Source organism: Altererythrobacter rubellus (assembly GCF_030284385.1).
In the GTDB taxonomy this organism is placed as follows: domain Bacteria; phylum Pseudomonadota; class Alphaproteobacteria; order Sphingomonadales; family Sphingomonadaceae; genus Erythrobacter; species Erythrobacter rubellus.
In genome coordinates this window covers 1,948,682-1,962,303 of record NZ_CP127221.1, presented here as the reverse complement: position 1 = coordinate 1,962,303, position 13,622 = coordinate 1,948,682, and the positions used below count along the sequence as shown (strand labels likewise).

General features: G+C 57.4%; 12 protein-coding genes and 1 pseudogene. 7 read left to right on the top strand and 6 right to left on the bottom strand.

Going from position 1 to position 13,622, the window contains the following annotated elements:
• Positions 1-8 precede the first annotated feature (8 nt).
• Complete coding sequence (secF, locus tag QQX03_RS09845) at positions 9-989, top strand: protein translocase subunit SecF (RefSeq protein WP_285975561.1); 981 nt, start codon at positions 9-11, stop codon at positions 987-989.
• A gap of 37 nt (positions 990-1,026) precedes the next feature.
• On the opposite strand, the gene QQX03_RS09840 is transcribed toward secF, so the two are convergent.
• Entirely contained in the window at positions 1,027-1,599 is a 573-nt protein-coding gene (locus QQX03_RS09840) for a helix-turn-helix domain-containing protein (RefSeq protein WP_285975560.1), read from the bottom strand.
• Between the two features lie 101 nt (positions 1,600-1,700).
• Here QQX03_RS09840 and QQX03_RS09835 point away from each other — a divergent pair.
• Positions 1,701-2,174, top strand: a pseudogene (locus QQX03_RS09835) (DUF6456 domain-containing protein).
• A 53-nt stretch (positions 2,175-2,227) separates the two neighbouring features.
• On the opposite strand, the gene QQX03_RS09830 reads toward QQX03_RS09835, so the two are convergent.
• A complete protein-coding gene (locus QQX03_RS09830) occupies positions 2,228-4,045 on the bottom strand; it encodes an ABC-F family ATP-binding cassette domain-containing protein (RefSeq protein WP_285975559.1) in 1,818 nt (605 codons plus the stop codon).
• 61 nt (positions 4,046-4,106) lie between these two features.
• The gene (locus QQX03_RS09825) at positions 4,107-5,696 is read right to left on the bottom strand and encodes an amidohydrolase family protein (protein WP_285975558.1); all 1,590 of its coding nucleotides are present in this window, start codon (positions 5,694-5,696) and stop codon (positions 4,107-4,109) included.
• A gap of 142 nt (positions 5,697-5,838) precedes the next feature.
• On the opposite strand from QQX03_RS09825, the gene QQX03_RS09820 reads away from it, so the two are divergent.
• The 3 genes from QQX03_RS09820 (at position 5,839) to QQX03_RS09810 (ending at position 8,301) form a co-directional block, all read left to right on the top strand.
• A complete protein-coding gene (locus QQX03_RS09820; protein ID WP_285975557.1) occupies positions 5,839-6,147 on the top strand; it encodes a PepSY domain-containing protein in 309 nt (102 codons plus the stop codon).
• 101 nt (positions 6,148-6,248) lie between these two features.
• Positions 6,249-6,926 carry a response regulator transcription factor gene (locus tag QQX03_RS09815; RefSeq protein WP_285975556.1) on the top strand — a complete coding sequence of 226 codons (678 nt, stop codon included), beginning with the start codon at positions 6,249-6,251 and terminating at the stop codon, positions 6,924-6,926.
• Positions 6,927-6,975: 49 nt separating this feature from the next.
• On the top strand, positions 6,976-8,301 hold the full coding sequence (locus tag QQX03_RS09810) for a sensor histidine kinase (RefSeq protein ID WP_285976999.1): 1,326 nt from the start codon (positions 6,976-6,978) through the stop codon (positions 8,299-8,301).
• Here QQX03_RS09810 and QQX03_RS09805 read toward each other — a convergent pair.
• Both QQX03_RS09805 and QQX03_RS09800 read right to left on the bottom strand, forming a co-directional pair.
• Positions 8,298-8,621 (bottom strand): hypothetical protein, encoded by a 324-nt coding sequence (locus QQX03_RS09805; protein ID WP_349665840.1) that lies wholly within the window; start codon positions 8,619-8,621, stop codon positions 8,298-8,300. The two genes, QQX03_RS09810 and QQX03_RS09805, sit on opposite strands and share 4 nt — an antisense overlap.
• A gap of 150 nt (positions 8,622-8,771) precedes the next feature.
• A complete protein-coding gene (locus QQX03_RS09800) occupies positions 8,772-9,080 on the bottom strand; it encodes a chorismate mutase (RefSeq protein WP_285975554.1) in 309 nt (102 codons plus the stop codon).
• Positions 9,081-9,145: 65 nt separating this feature from the next.
• Here QQX03_RS09800 and QQX03_RS09795 point away from each other — a divergent pair, with 65 nt between their 5' ends.
• The gene (locus tag QQX03_RS09795; RefSeq protein WP_285975553.1) at positions 9,146-10,156 is read left to right on the top strand and encodes a polyprenyl synthetase family protein; all 1,011 of its coding nucleotides are present in this window, start codon (positions 9,146-9,148) and stop codon (positions 10,154-10,156) included.
• 77 nt (positions 10,157-10,233) lie between these two features.
• Here QQX03_RS09795 and QQX03_RS09790 read toward each other — a convergent pair whose 3' ends face one another.
• Positions 10,234-10,821: a hypothetical protein gene (locus QQX03_RS09790; RefSeq protein WP_285975552.1), complete on the bottom strand. Its 588-nt coding sequence runs from the start codon at positions 10,819-10,821 to the stop codon at positions 10,234-10,236.
• Between the two features lie 366 nt (positions 10,822-11,187).
• Here QQX03_RS09790 and hrpB point away from each other — a divergent pair, with 366 nt between their 5' ends.
• Positions 11,188-13,620 carry an ATP-dependent helicase HrpB gene (gene hrpB, locus QQX03_RS09785; RefSeq protein ID WP_285975551.1) on the top strand — a complete coding sequence of 811 codons (2,433 nt, stop codon included), beginning with the start codon at positions 11,188-11,190 and terminating at the stop codon, positions 13,618-13,620.
• Positions 13,621-13,622: the final 2 nt, after the last annotated feature.

Below are 13,622 nucleotides of genomic sequence, written 5' to 3'. Positions count from 1 at the left end.
TTTGACCGATGCGACTTCTCAAACTTGTCCCCGATGATACCAACATCAAATTCCTCAAGCTGCGGGTTCCGTTTTTTGTCGTCAGCCTGCTGCTGATTGCGGCGAGCTGGGCGGCTGTATTCACCCAAGGCCTCAACTACGGCGTCGATTTCGCTGGCGGTCAGGAAATCCGCGCGACATTTGTCGGGGAAGCTCAGGCGCCCGTGGCCGAGCTTCGACAGACAGTCAGCGCGCTTGAGGTGGTGGAAGATCCCGTGATTCAGCGCTTCGGCGAGCCCAATCAGGTTTCGATTCGTGTGAAACTGCCGGCAGAGGCCGAAGGGCAGCCGGAATTCGCAGCCATGATGACAGAGCAGATTACGGCTGCGATGCGCGACGGTCATCCTGAAGTACGAATCGACGGCGTCGACAGCGTATCGGGCAAGGTTTCCAGCGAGTTCCGCAACGATGCTGCGCTCGCCCTGGTTGCAGCCATGCTGGCGGTGGCGATTTACATCTGGATCCGCTTCGAGTGGCAGTTCGGGGCAGGGGCGCTGTTCGCGCTGTTCCACGACGTGTCGTTGACGCTTGGCATGTTCGCGATCTTCCAGCTTGAGTTCAGCCTTCAGATCATCGCCGCAATTCTGGCGATCATCGGCTATTCGTTGAACGATACAATTGTGGTCTATGACCGTATCCGGGAAAATCTGAAGAAGTTCCGCAAGATGGATCTGACGGATTTGCTCGACCTGTCTGTCAATGAAACGCTGGCACGTACTGTGATGACCAGTTTGACGCTGTTCGTTGCGCTGCTGCCATTGCTGATTTTTGGCCCGGCCAGCCTGTTCGGACTGGTTGCCGCGATTACGCTCGGCTTGTTTATCGGTACGTACAGCTCGGTCTATATGGCTGCACCGATACTGATCTGGCTGGGTGTAACCTCTGACAGCTTTGTGCCGCAAGAAAGCGCAGCCGATTTGCAGGAAAAGAAGGCACGCGGGCTGACCTGAGCCTGCCCCTAAGCCTGCCGTCGATAAACGCGTTCGATCAAAGCTTGCGCACCAGCATTTCCGCAACAGCTATCCATGAGGGATTGTCGATCACCTGCTGCTTTTGCCCTGTGCCCGGCGGCAGAATGCCTACCAGGTTTTCGCGCCGATCAATCAAGCGACCGAAGTAGAACCGACCGCCGGGGCGAGGGACCAGCACATCGCGGTTGATGGCATGGCTGACATCGTCTCCGTCTAGCTGGCGCATCCACAACAAATCACCGGGCCGAAACTCGCCGACGCTTTCTCCAACGCTCAGCACAGTCAGCGTTCCTTCGCCTGCGATATGGGCCGGGAGCATCGCTTCGCGCGGCTTGGCGAGTGCCTCGGGGCCGCTCGCGCGCAGTTGTGCAATGACCATGGGGGCTGGTGTGTCTTCGGACCGGACGATCATCTCCGGGTCGACTTCCAGCGCAGCCGCAATTCGGTCCATCCATTTCAGCGACAGATTGCGCATGCCCGTTTCCAGCCGCCCGATGGTTTGCGGGGTCGTGGGCGGATCGCAGGCTTCGGCCAGTTCGGCCAGTGTCAGTCCCTTACTCTTGCGGATATCCCGGATGCGATTGATCACAGCAGCTCTCCTGAGGGCTAACCTAATTGGTGATTTTTCCTTCCTACAGACCATTCAGCGTTGCAAGCCTGCGCTGCAATTCATCAACAGGAGACACGTTTATGCGGCGGATATTGGCGGAGAAAGAATTGACCCAAGAAGGACCGGTTCGTGGATCAGGCGCTAAGGGCAAACGTCGCTCCGTCACTGTCAATCTGGCTGAATCTCCGCTCAGCTGGCTCCATGCGCGCGGGCATATTGACGAGCGACTGTTCGTTGCGGGCGAGCGTTTGCGCGATGACTATGAACGCGCGCATTTGGGCGCGAATGTCACCATGCGATGGGATCCGGTGCGAGTAAAAACGACCGGCGAGCAAGGCCTTACCACAAACGAACGGCAGATCGCAGCCAAGGATCGTTTTGATGGCGCGCTGCGCTAAGCGGGCAGCGGCTTGCAGGACATCCTCTGGCGCGTTGTTTGCGCAGGGGAAGGTCTGCCTGACGCAGAAAAGCGGCTCGGTTGGCCTGCACGAAGCGGTAAGCTGGTCCTCAAGCTGGCGCTCGACCGTGTGGCGGATTTTTATCGGATGCGGTAAAGTGGGGTTTATTGGGCCAGGACAGTGTTCCAAGTGTTCCATCGTGTTGGAACTTACCCCTCAACCATCTCCGCAATCTCCAGCCAGCGCTCTTCGGCTGCGTCCTTTTTCGCCCGGGCATTCTCCAAACCCTTGCTGATGGTCGCAAATTTCTGCGGGTCCTTGGTGTAGAGTTCGGGGTCCGACAGGATTTGCTCGCCCTTGGCGATTGCACCTTCCAGTTCTTCAATGCGAGCGGGGAGCAGTTCGTAATCGCGCTGATCCTTGTAGGACAGTTTGTCGGGCTTTGACTGCTTTTGCACCGCGGCTTGCGTGGTTTTATCGGGCTTCTTCTTTGTGCTTGATGATTTGGCCTTGGAGGTGATGGGCTGACGGCGTTTGCGCTCCCAATCCTCATAGCCGCCCGCAACCACATCAACACTGCCGCTGCCATCAAGGCCGAGCGTCAGCGTGACCGTGCGATCAAGGAAGTCGCGGTCATGGCTGACGATCAGGACAGTTCCGTCATAGTCAGCAATCACTTCCTGCAGCAGGTCAAGCGTTTCCAGATCGAGATCGTTGGTTGGCTCGTCCAGAACCAGCAAATTCGACTTGCGGGCGAATTCGCGTGCTAGCAACAGCCGCGACTTTTCGCCGCCGGACAATATGCCGACCTTGGTGTCGACGATCTTGGGGTCGAACAGAAAGTCTTTAAGGTAAGCTTGAACATGCTTGCGATTGCCCCGCACGTCGAGCCAGTCACCACCCTCAGCCAGTAACTGACGCACTGTCGTGTCCGCTTCCATCAGGCTGCGCTGCTGATCGATCATCACGCCTGTCAGTTTTTTGGAGATCGTCACGCTGCCGCTGTCCGGCTCGAGCTCGCCAGTCAGCATTTTGAGCAGCGTCGTTTTGCCTGCACCGTTTGCACCCACAATACCGATCCTGTCGCCGCGCTGGATGCGCAGGCTGAACGGTTTAATAACAGCGCGGCCATCATAAGACTTGGTGATGTTTTCAGCCACGATCACGGACTTCGACTTGAATTCCTCTTCGGTCGCCAATTTCAGTTTGGCGGTTCCGCCACCGGAAATCATTGCAGCGCGTTGCGCACGCATCTGCCACAATTTCTCAAGTCGACCTTGGTTGCGCTTGCGCCGTGCGGTGACACCACGCTCGAGCCAGTGCGCCTCGAGTTTCAGTTTGGCATCGAGCTTTTCAGCGGCACGGGCTTCCTCGGCGTAAACTTGCTCTTCCCATGCCTCGTATCCGCCAAAGCCGACATCCTTACGACGGATGATCCCGCGATCCAGCCACAGCGTTGCATTGGTCAGCCGTTTCAGAAACGTCCTGTCGTGGCTGATGACAACAAACGCGCCCTTGAAGCGTGTCAGCCAGTCTTCTAGCCAATCAATAGCGCTCAGGTCGAGATGGTTGGTTGGCTCGTCCATCAGCAGCAGGTCTGGCTCTTGCGCCAATGCCCGAGCAATGGCTGCGCGTCGCCTCTCGCCGCCGCTTGCCCCTTTGGAAGGGGTTGTCATGTCGATACCCAACTGACCGGCGATTGCTTCGACTTCATATTCAGCCGGCGCGTCCTCGCCCGCCAACGCCCAGTCCATCAAGGTCTCAAAACCGTCGAAGTCAGGGTCTTGCTCCAGCACAACTACGCGCATGCCTTGCTTGACTTTTCGCTGGCCACGATCGGCTTCGATCTCGTCATTGATCAGGCGGAACAATGTGGTCTTGCCAGCCCCGTTGCGACCGATCAGCGCGAGCCGATCGCGCGGGCCGATATGCAGATCGATATCTTCGCGTTCTGGACCGCCCAGCAGCCAACGTCCGCCTTGCTGCAGGCCGAGACCTTCCCAGGAGAGGATTGGTGGTTGAGCCATAGTGGGCGGCAGGTAGGCGAGGGCGCGCCGCCCCGCAAGCCATCACCGCATGCGGTTGTTACTATTCTGCCTGCTTTGACTGCATGATGGCGTTTTCTCGCAGCTTCTGCATTTCGACCATATCGGCCACGTCTTTCAGCAGCGCTGGCGCGTCGAACACGATGCCGTCCTTGATCGTCCACCGCACACCGCCGACGGTCTCGAGAGTATTGGTCTCACGATTGAGGCGCGTATGGCCAGTGCCGTAGAGCACTTTCAGATTGGCAAGCGGGTTTTCGGGCACAATCACAAGGTCGGCGAGCTTGCCTTCCTTTATCGAACCCATGGGCGGCTCTTCACCTTTTGGCTCATAGATCTCGCGCGCGCCATTGATGGTTGCTGCCTGAATAACCTCAAGCGGCGTCAGGCCCGCTTCGCGCAGCATCTCAAGCTCACCGATATAGGCAAAACCCCATGTCTGGTAAATATAGCCAGGATCGGAACCAGCGGTCACGCGCCCGCCGCGGTCCTTGAATTCGCGCGTCAGATCGAACCATTTGCGATAGAAATTGCGCCAGGCGACTTCATCCTCGCTGGTCCAGTCATGGTAATAGCTGCCGTGATTGGTCAGGCTCGGCGCGTAGAATTGCATCAGCGAAGGCAGAGTGTATTTCTCGTGCCATTCCATGTTGCGCGCCTTCATAACGTCGCGACTGGCCGAATAAATGTTGAATGTAGGGCTGAGCGTTGCGTCATTTTCGATCAAATGATCGATATAGGCGCTCCATTGCTCACTGCCGGGATCGCCCACCTGATCGGCCAGCCTTGCCACCCATGCAAAGCGTGATTGCTCATCCAGATAATTGTAGTCAGCGGGGTATTGCGGCAGCGCGGCACCATCGAGCAGGCTCTCAAAATGGCCATAGAAGTGGGTGACACCGTCAAGCCCAAGCTCAGTCGCGACCCTTGCATTGACTTCGGCTACCCCGCGTTGACCCAGGTGCGCGACACTGCCGAGCCCCAGCTTGTCCGATTCATCCAGGATCGCGGCAAGCGTGGCGGGATCTTCATTGTTGAAGAACTTGATCCCGTCATAGCCCCGCTTTGCTATCCAGCGCACCCATTCGCGGCCCTGCTGAGGCGTGCGAATTGCGCCGTTCGGCCATACATCTCCTGGAACAGTGTAAGCGAACAGCCGAGGCGCGGTGATCGTATTGGCCGCGCTTCTGCGCTTCTGATCAAGCGAAGGATCGTCTGGACCAAACCCGAAACCGACCCCGCGAACGCTTGTAACCCCATGAGCAAGCCAGAGCTTAAAGCCATAGGATGGCTGAGGAGCCTTCGATGGATCGCCATTATGACCGTGAGTGTCGACGAACCCCGGTAATATATACATCCCGCTGGCATCAATTACGCGATCGGCTGGGATATTCGCTCCACCGCGAAGGATACGGGCAATACGGTTGCCCTCGACAAGGATGCTGACGGGCCCTTCTGGGGGTGCGCCAGTTCCATCGATAATCGTTGCGCCCTTGATGAGCAGCGTATCGTATGGTCCTTCGCCTTCGCCAGCTGGCCGATCGGGCACGCGTTCCATTTGTGCCGCTGCAGGCGCCGAAAAAGCAATTACAGCGCTCGCGAGTGCGGCTGCGCTGAAGAATGACTTAAGCATCGAGTGTCTCCCAGTTGCCATCGCCCTAGCGTGCAGCACTTGGCTTGCAAACCACTGCTTATCCATTGCGCGTTTCCTGAACCGCAGGAAGGCGGCATATTCACACCTTGTTCAATGGCTCGCGAATAGGCATGACAGCACCATGAAACGGATTGCATCTCTTTTGGCTGCGTTTGCCATTGTCGCTACCGGTCTTGCAGCTCCGGCTCCGGCGCATGAGCAATCGCGAAATGACCAGAACGAAGCGCGCAAGGAAATGCGCGCCGGCAATGTGTTGTCTCTGCGCGAGATCGAGCGGCGGGTTCTGCCGCAAATGCGCGGTAGTGAATACCTTGGACCAGCATATGATGCCACGGCGCGCGCATACAGGCTGAAGTTCATCAAGGATGGCCGGGTGACTTATGTTGACGTTGATGCGCGCACTGGCCGCATAATCCGCCGTTCGAGCTGAGACTTTCGCTGAATGCAGGTGGACAATCACGCCGTGCGCTTGACGCTGGCTACGCAAACGCTCAACACTCCCGACAATTGATCTAGGACTAGCAGGCAAATATGCGCATTCTTATTGTCGAAGACGAACCGACCCTAGGTCAGCAGTTGAAATCAACGCTGGAGCAGAACGGCTATGCGGTCGATCTCTCCACCGATGGTGAAGACGGCCATTTCCTTGGAAGCACTGAAGAATATGACGCGGTTGTGCTTGATCTTGGTCTGCCCGAGATTGACGGCCTGACGGTGCTTGGCATGTGGCGCAAGGAAGGCCGCGGCTTTCCGGTGCTGGTGCTGACTGCGCGTGACAGTTGGTCAGACAAGGTTGCCGGGCTGGACGCTGGCGCGGATGATTATCTTGCAAAGCCATTCCAAACCGAAGAGCTGATCGCTCGCCTGCGCGCGCTCATTCGCCGTGCTTCGGGCAACACTTCGGCAGAGCTGACCGCCGGTGACGTGCGTTTGGACACGCGTTCAGGCCGTGTCACGCTGAATGGCGAGCCGGTCAAACTGACCGCTCAGGAATATAAGCTGCTCAGCTATCTGATGCATCACAAGGGCAAGGTCGTCAGTCGGACTGAGTTAATCGAGCACATCTATGATCAGGACTTCGACCGCGATTCGAACACGATCGAAGTGTTTGTCACCCGCATCCGTAAGAAACTTGGCGCAGAGGTAATCACTACGATCCGTGGCCTCGGATACAGCCTCGACGACCCCGCAGAAGCTCCACGAGCATAGGGCGATATCCGACGAAGCACCTGTAAGCCAGGGCAGCGTCGCGCGGCGCATGCTGCTGATCGCGGCTGGCTGGATTGCTGTGCTGTTGGTTGGCGGAGGCATCGCACTTGATCGCACGCTCACCAATCTGGTCGAGCGGAACTTCGACGAGCAGTTGGAATACATTCTGACAGCGATGATCGGTTCGGCCGAGATTGAAGCGGGGGGTGAAGTCTTCTTTAATCGCATCCTCGGCGACCAGCGTTTTCTGGAACCGAACAGCGGACTTTATTGGCAGATAAACGGCGAGGGATATGAACCCTATCCGTCGAGAAGCCTTTGGGACCGCACCTTGCAATTGCAGGGCGATCACTTCGATGATGAAGCGCACTTCTACGATTCTGCTCAGTTTGACGGAGAGCAACTGCGGATGGTGGAACGCTCAGTCATCTTGCCGAATAGTGAAGTTCGCTGGACCTTCGCGGTCGCATCTGAAACCGATGAGCTGGACGACCAGATTGCAGAGATCAGAGGGATTTTGATCAGCAGTTTTGCCTTGCTGGGGCTCGGCCTGCTTTTGATGACACTGTTCCAAATCCGCTATGGCCTGTCCCCCCTGCGCCGTGTTCGCGCAGCGATCCAGAAATTGCGCAATACTGGTGCAAGCAGCATTTCCGAGCCGCTTCCCACCGAAGTCCAGCCATTGGTTCAGGAACTCAACGAGTTGCTCGAGCATTCCGAACGGCAAGCCGAAGAGGCGCGCACCCATGCGGGCAATCTGGCCCATGCATTAAAAACACCGCTGACTGTGCTGACCAATGCCGCGACCGCTCGCGATCCCAAGCTGGATAGGCTTGTTTTCCGCGAAACCAAGTCCATGCAACGCCATGTCGATCACCATCTTGCCCGCGCACGCGCGGTGGGCAGACGTTCTTCCGGTCGTTCAAGGGCGGAGGTTTGGCCGAGCGTTGAATCTGTGCTGCGCGCAGTCACGCGTATTCATCAGGGCGTTCGTTTCGATCTGGCAGGTAATCAGGAAGCTGCCGTCGCGATCGAGCGGCAGGACCTGGATGAAATCCTCGGCAATCTCGTAGAAAATGCGGCGAAGTATGGCGGTGGCAGTGTGTTTGTAACTGTCGATGCCGAGCCGGATGACCACCATAGCATCATTTGGGTTGAAGACGATGGCATGGGCATTCCCGACGGCGAAAGAGAGCGCATCTTTGATCGCGGGGTTCGGCTCGACACTGGCAAACCCGGTACGGGTCTCGGCCTGGCGATTGTGCGTGACGTGGCAGAGATCTACGGCGGCAGCGTAACGCTTGGCGAAAGCGAAGACTTGGACGGATTGCTGGTCCGGTTATCGCTCCCACGCGCGGCGACAGTTGCAGATTAGCGCAATTCGCCAGCCACCCAGCGACGCGCGGTACTCCTGGCCTCCATGCGCTGGAAGTCCGAATAAGCGTCGTTGATGCGGCGCAGATTGAGAAGCGTCTGAAGAGGAATCGTCTCGTCAAACTCGACACCGACTAGATTGCCAGCACTCCATACCGTGCGAAAGAATGCCAGGAGGTCTTCACACTTGAGTTGGTCTTCCTCGCCTCTACGGGGCGCGCCATCGACAACCAGCTGTGCCCCGGTCTGAGAGATGTTTTCGATCAGACACGAGCTTCTTCGTCCGACGAATGTCAGGTGCGCTGGCAAATGGAGCCGCAAGCGCTATGCAGCGTGCCTTGGCTACGGGGCCTGTTGATCAAGATCATGCGCGGCAAGGTTTGGAGGCGAGGGCATGGCCTATCCCTATACCGGCGTCTCCAATCTATGCTGATCACCACCCCTCGTACGAATACTTAGGATTGCAATTGTCTATGCCCCACGAGCCTTTTCGTGGTGACGGATGACTTCTTCGATGATGAAGCGCAGGAATTTCTCGCTGAACTCAGGGTCGAGATCAGCCTCTTCGGACAATTTGCGCAGGCGCGATATCTGGCGCTCCTCGCGCGCCGGGTCGGCAGGCGGCAGAGTAACCTTCGCCTTGTATTCGCCGACGGCCTGCGTGATGCGAAACCGCTCGGCCAGCATATGAATTATTGCAGCATCGATATTGTCGATGCTCTTGCGGTAAGCGGACAGGACCCGATCGGGTTCGGACGAGGTTTGCGTTTCATCGGACATCACTTGCAAAGCTAGCATCAAATCCAGCCTTGCCAAGCGCGCTTGTGACCTTAATGTGGCGTGGCATGAGTGCAACAGTCGTCCCGCTTCCCCGAAAACAGCCATCGCTTGAGCCTATGCTCGCGCTGACGGCAAACGGTATGAATGCGGTGAATACGGTAATTCTCGACCGGATGCAGAGCGAGATCCCGCTTATTCCGCGACTCGCCGGCCATCTGATCTCTGGCGGCGGAAAACGTCTTCGTCCGATGCTTACGCTCGCTGGAGCCGAACTGGTTGGCTATCAGGGTTCGCGGCATCATCTGCTTGCAGCCGCTGTTGAATTCATTCATACCGCCACCTTGCTGCACGACGATGTCGTCGACGGCAGCGAACTGCGCCGTGGCAAGGCGGCAGCCAACATCATTTTCGGTAACCCAGCGACGGTTCTGGTCGGTGATTTCCTGTTTAGCCGCGCGTTCGAGTTGATGACTGAAGATGGCAGCCTGCGGGTTTTGAAGATACTCAGCCATGCCAGTGCGGTGATTGCTGAGGGGGAAGTCTCCCAGTTGTCAGCGCAACGTCAAATTGAAACCAGTGAAGAGCGCTATCTGCATATCATCGGTGCAAAAACGGCCGCATTGTTTGCAGCCGCCAGCCAGATCAGTGCGGTTGTTGCAGAATGCGATGAAGAAAAAGAACGCGCGTTGGAAGATTACGGGCGCAATCTAGGAGTCGCGTTCCAGCTGGTCGATGATGCGATCGATTACGATTCGGATGCGACCGAAATGGGCAAAGAGCAGGGCGATGATTTCCGCGAAGGCAAGATGACTCTACCGGTCATTCTGGCCTATGCGCGTGGCGGAGAGGATGAGCGCAAGTTCTGGAAAAACGCGATCATGGGGCACCGGTCCTCAGATGAAGACCTCGCATATGCACGCGAGCTGATGGCGCGACACAATGCGGTCGAAGATACACGCGAACGGGCACGTCATTTTGCCCAGCGCGCTATCGATGCGATCTCTATCTTCCCGGAAAGCAAGGCTCGCGCGGCGATGGCTGAAGCGGCGATGTTCGCGGTCGCGCGCGGCTATTAATCAAGCCTAGCAAAGCAAAGAAAATACCGACCTTGAGCAATGCAGGGTCGGGACATTCATAGCTTAAGTAACTGGATTTAATGACGTTTTTCTGTCCATCTGACGGTGCTTCCGTCACGAGGGTCAGTCGAAGCACCTGAGAGCGTGTCACCATCTACAGTCAGATCCAGAACGTTGATCACTTCTCCATCGCGTGAATAGGTCTCGCGGTAGCTGTTCTCACCAGTCTTATCGACGGCCAGAACCCCACCAGTGTCATCATCTTCAGGAGTGACCGGATCACCGCCCAATGTCGCGGTGTATCCACCACTGTTGCCCGTGCTGGTAATCGTGTCGCCATCGATCGTATAGGTCCAGGTAACCGCTGCGTCACTCATTTCACCGAGTTGAGAGACAGTCCATTCGCCCGATACCGCATGCGAACCGTCTGGCCCGGCAGAGGCACGCGCATAGGTTGTCGAGCCGTTTGTTGTCTCATCGCCTCTGAAATTCGTCCAGCTGAGGGTCATCGTCTGTCCGTCTTCGCTCACATTCCAGGCCGACTCTCCCGGAACTTCCTCACCCTTGCGGCTGGAGGATTCCAATGTGCTATCGTCAACAAGGGTTACCTTGAGGTTGTCTACACCGGGACGCTCGACTGATTGCCACTCGCCATCCGCGGTCACTGAGAACGGCGGTATGCAATGATTACAAGTATATGTGCCATCGGCTACGGTGTAGCTGTTGACACTATTCTCGAACTCGGCAGATTCGACATTGGCTTTCCAGGTGCCAGACAGCCCTGTTTCTGCCGGAGCTTCTGCCGTTTCGCCTCAAGCGGCCACACCGAATACCAGCGTCACCGCAGCTGCGGCAGTCATAAGTTTCTTCATGAATGTATTCCCCCTTCAAACTTCGACCCATCACAGTTAGCAGACCCGAACGAACGGACGAGTCTGCGCGGGCTTTCGCAACCAAAGCGCGAAAGATGCTGTCTTCTAACAGCAAATTTCAATCTGTGCCTGCGTGTCTGATTGTGGCAGGGGCTAGCTATGCTTCTCGAACTGCCAATAGATGAGAAACTCGGAGAGTTGACGACAGCACTGGCAGATTCTGGCGCTGCGGTGCTTGTTGCGCCGCCGGGTGCGGGCAAGACTACGGCTGTGGCCCCGGCCCTGCTTGAAGAAGCCTGGTGCACTGGACAGATAATCCTCACTTCACCGCGGCGAGTTGCGGCTCGCGCAGCAGCAGAACGTATGGCGGAAATACTGGGCGAGAAACCTGGTGAAACAGTCGGTTATGTGACCCGGTTGGATAGCAAAACATCGGCCAAAACGCGCGTTCTGGTCGTAACAGAGGCCATCTTCGTAAACCGTATCATCGAAGACCCTGAACTGGCAGGCATTTCCGTTGTCTTGTTCGACGAAGCGCATGAGCGGCATCTGGACAGCGATCTTGGTCTGGCGCTGGCCTTGGAAAGCCGCGCCGTCTTGCGCAATGACCTGCGCATATTGGTTATGAGCGCAACGATAGATGGTGCGCGCTTTGCGAAGCTTCTGGGGAATCGCGCACCAGTTATCGAAAGTGAAGGGCGCGCGTATCCTTTACGTATTGAATGGCTGGGTTCGCGACCCGATGCGCGCATTGAAGACGCGATGGCCGATGCGGTGATGCAGGCTTGGCGAGAGACAGAGGGGGAATTGCTGGCGTTCCTTCCTGGTGTCGGTGAGATTGAACGCACAAGAGAACGCCTGGAAGCACGTTTGCCTGATGTGCCCATCCTTCCACTGCACGGGCAAGTTCAGCCCGCGCAGCAGCGCGCAGCGATCAAACGCGATGCGGGCGGTCACCGACGGATTGTGCTCGCAACAGACATTGCCGAGACTTCGCTGACGCTGGACGGAGTATCTGTCGTCATCGATAGCGGTCTCGCGCGATATGCCGAATTCGACAAGGCAGCTGGAACTACTCGGCTGGTTACCCGCCGCGCCAGTCAAGCGGCATCAGCGCAAAGGGCCGGCCGCGCCGCCCGCCAAGGGCCGGGCGTGGCCTACCGCTTGTGGGAAGAAGGTGGGCATGCTGGCCGCCCAGCGTTCGCTCCCGCTGAGATCGAGACAGCCGATCTGGCGCCTCTGGTCCTGAAACTTGCAAAATGGGGAAGTTCTGACCATGCGAGCCTGGCCTGGATCGATCCCCCACCGGAAGCCGCAATTGCCACCGCGCGCACTTCTCTGTTGAAAATGGGGGCTCTGGACGAAGACGGCAGGATAACTGCGCAAGGCAATCAGATCGCTTCATTGCCCCTAGATCCCTTCGCTGCTGCCGCGGTGCTATTCGGAGCGGAGGTTTCGCAAGCGTTTGACGCAGCGAAGTTGGTTCTGCTCGTGCAGGAGCGCGGGCTCGGCGGTCGCGGTGAGGATCTGCTTCAGCGCCTGGACCATTGGAACGGCGATCGGGGTAAACGCGCAGAAGCCTCGCGCAAGCTTGCTCAGGGCTGGGCAAAGGCAGCGGGGCGGTTAATTTCAGGCACGGAACCGGAGCCACGCAATCCAGCACTTTTCCTCGCATTTGCGCGGCCTGATTTTGTCGCGAGAAGACGCGACAAGTCTGGCGAGCAATGGCTGTCGGCTGGTGGCAGGGGCTTTCAACTTGATCCTGCTTCACCTCTGGCGCGTGCGGAGTGGATAGTTATTGGCGATGCGCAGGGTCAGGCAAAGGGCGCGCGGATCGCCGCAGCAGCGGAACTGAGCGTGCAAGACATCGAAGAGCATCTTCAATACCTGGTTGAAAAGCGCTCGGTAATAAACTGGAATAATGAGGAAAAGCGTGCTGAGGCGCGGCTAGAGCGGAGGCTCGGTGCGATCATCTTGGCGAGTGGTCCAGACCCCGCGCCAGACCCGGAAGCGATTGTGGATAAGCTAGTGGAAAAGGCGTTGGAAAGCTTGGGAGAACTCCTGCCTGCTGACCTATTGGCACGCGGAAAATTCGTACAGATTGAAGCGCTTGAACTACAAAGGCTCCGAGACAGCGCCGACACATGGCTGAGACCGATACTGTATGGACGGCGCGATCTCGATGTGCCGCGCGGAAAGCTGATTGAAGCCATCCTCAATCAGCTCGATTGGGGCACGCGCCAACAGTTGGACCGATTGGCTCCGCGCGAGTTCACATCACCTGCCGGAACATGTCACACGATCGATTATGCTGGCGATGACGCTCCATCAGTTGAAGTTCGTGTGCAGGCCCTGTTCGGATTGGACCAGCACCCGATGATCGGGCGCACACCACTGTTAATGAAGCTGGCCAGCCCGGCTGGCCGTCCGATTCAGTCGACCCGAGATTTGCCCAGGTTTTGGCGTGGCAGCTGGGCAGATGTGAAGAAAGATATGAAGGGGCGGTATCCGAAGCACCGCTGGCCCGACGAGCCGTGGGTGGAAAAACCAAGTCTGAAGACCAAAAACGCCTTCAATCGCAGCGAAAACTGAAT

Excerpts from the sequence above, each read along its gene's own strand:
- secF (WP_285975561.1), top strand. The coding sequence starts at position 9 with ATGCGACTTCTCAAACTTGTCCCCGATGATACCAACATCAAATTCCTC.
- QQX03_RS09830 (WP_285975559.1), bottom strand. The coding sequence starts at position 4,045 with ATGGCTCAACCACCAATCCTCTCCTGGGAAGGTCTCGGCCTGCAGCAA.
- QQX03_RS09825 (WP_285975558.1), bottom strand. The coding sequence starts at position 5,696 with ATGCTTAAGTCATTCTTCAGCGCAGCCGCACTCGCGAGCGCTGTAATT.
- QQX03_RS09820 (WP_285975557.1), top strand. The coding sequence starts at position 5,839 with ATGAAACGGATTGCATCTCTTTTGGCTGCGTTTGCCATTGTCGCTACC.
- QQX03_RS09815 (WP_285975556.1), top strand. The coding sequence starts at position 6,249 with ATGCGCATTCTTATTGTCGAAGACGAACCGACCCTAGGTCAGCAGTTG.
- QQX03_RS09810 (WP_285976999.1), top strand. The coding sequence starts at position 6,976 with ATGCTGCTGATCGCGGCTGGCTGGATTGCTGTGCTGTTGGTTGGCGGA.
- QQX03_RS09800 (WP_285975554.1), bottom strand. The coding sequence starts at position 9,080 with ATGTCCGATGAAACGCAAACCTCGTCCGAACCCGATCGGGTCCTGTCC.
- QQX03_RS09795 (WP_285975553.1), top strand. The coding sequence starts at position 9,146 with ATGAGTGCAACAGTCGTCCCGCTTCCCCGAAAACAGCCATCGCTTGAG.
- hrpB (WP_285975551.1), top strand. The coding sequence starts at position 11,188 with ATGCTTCTCGAACTGCCAATAGATGAGAAACTCGGAGAGTTGACGACA.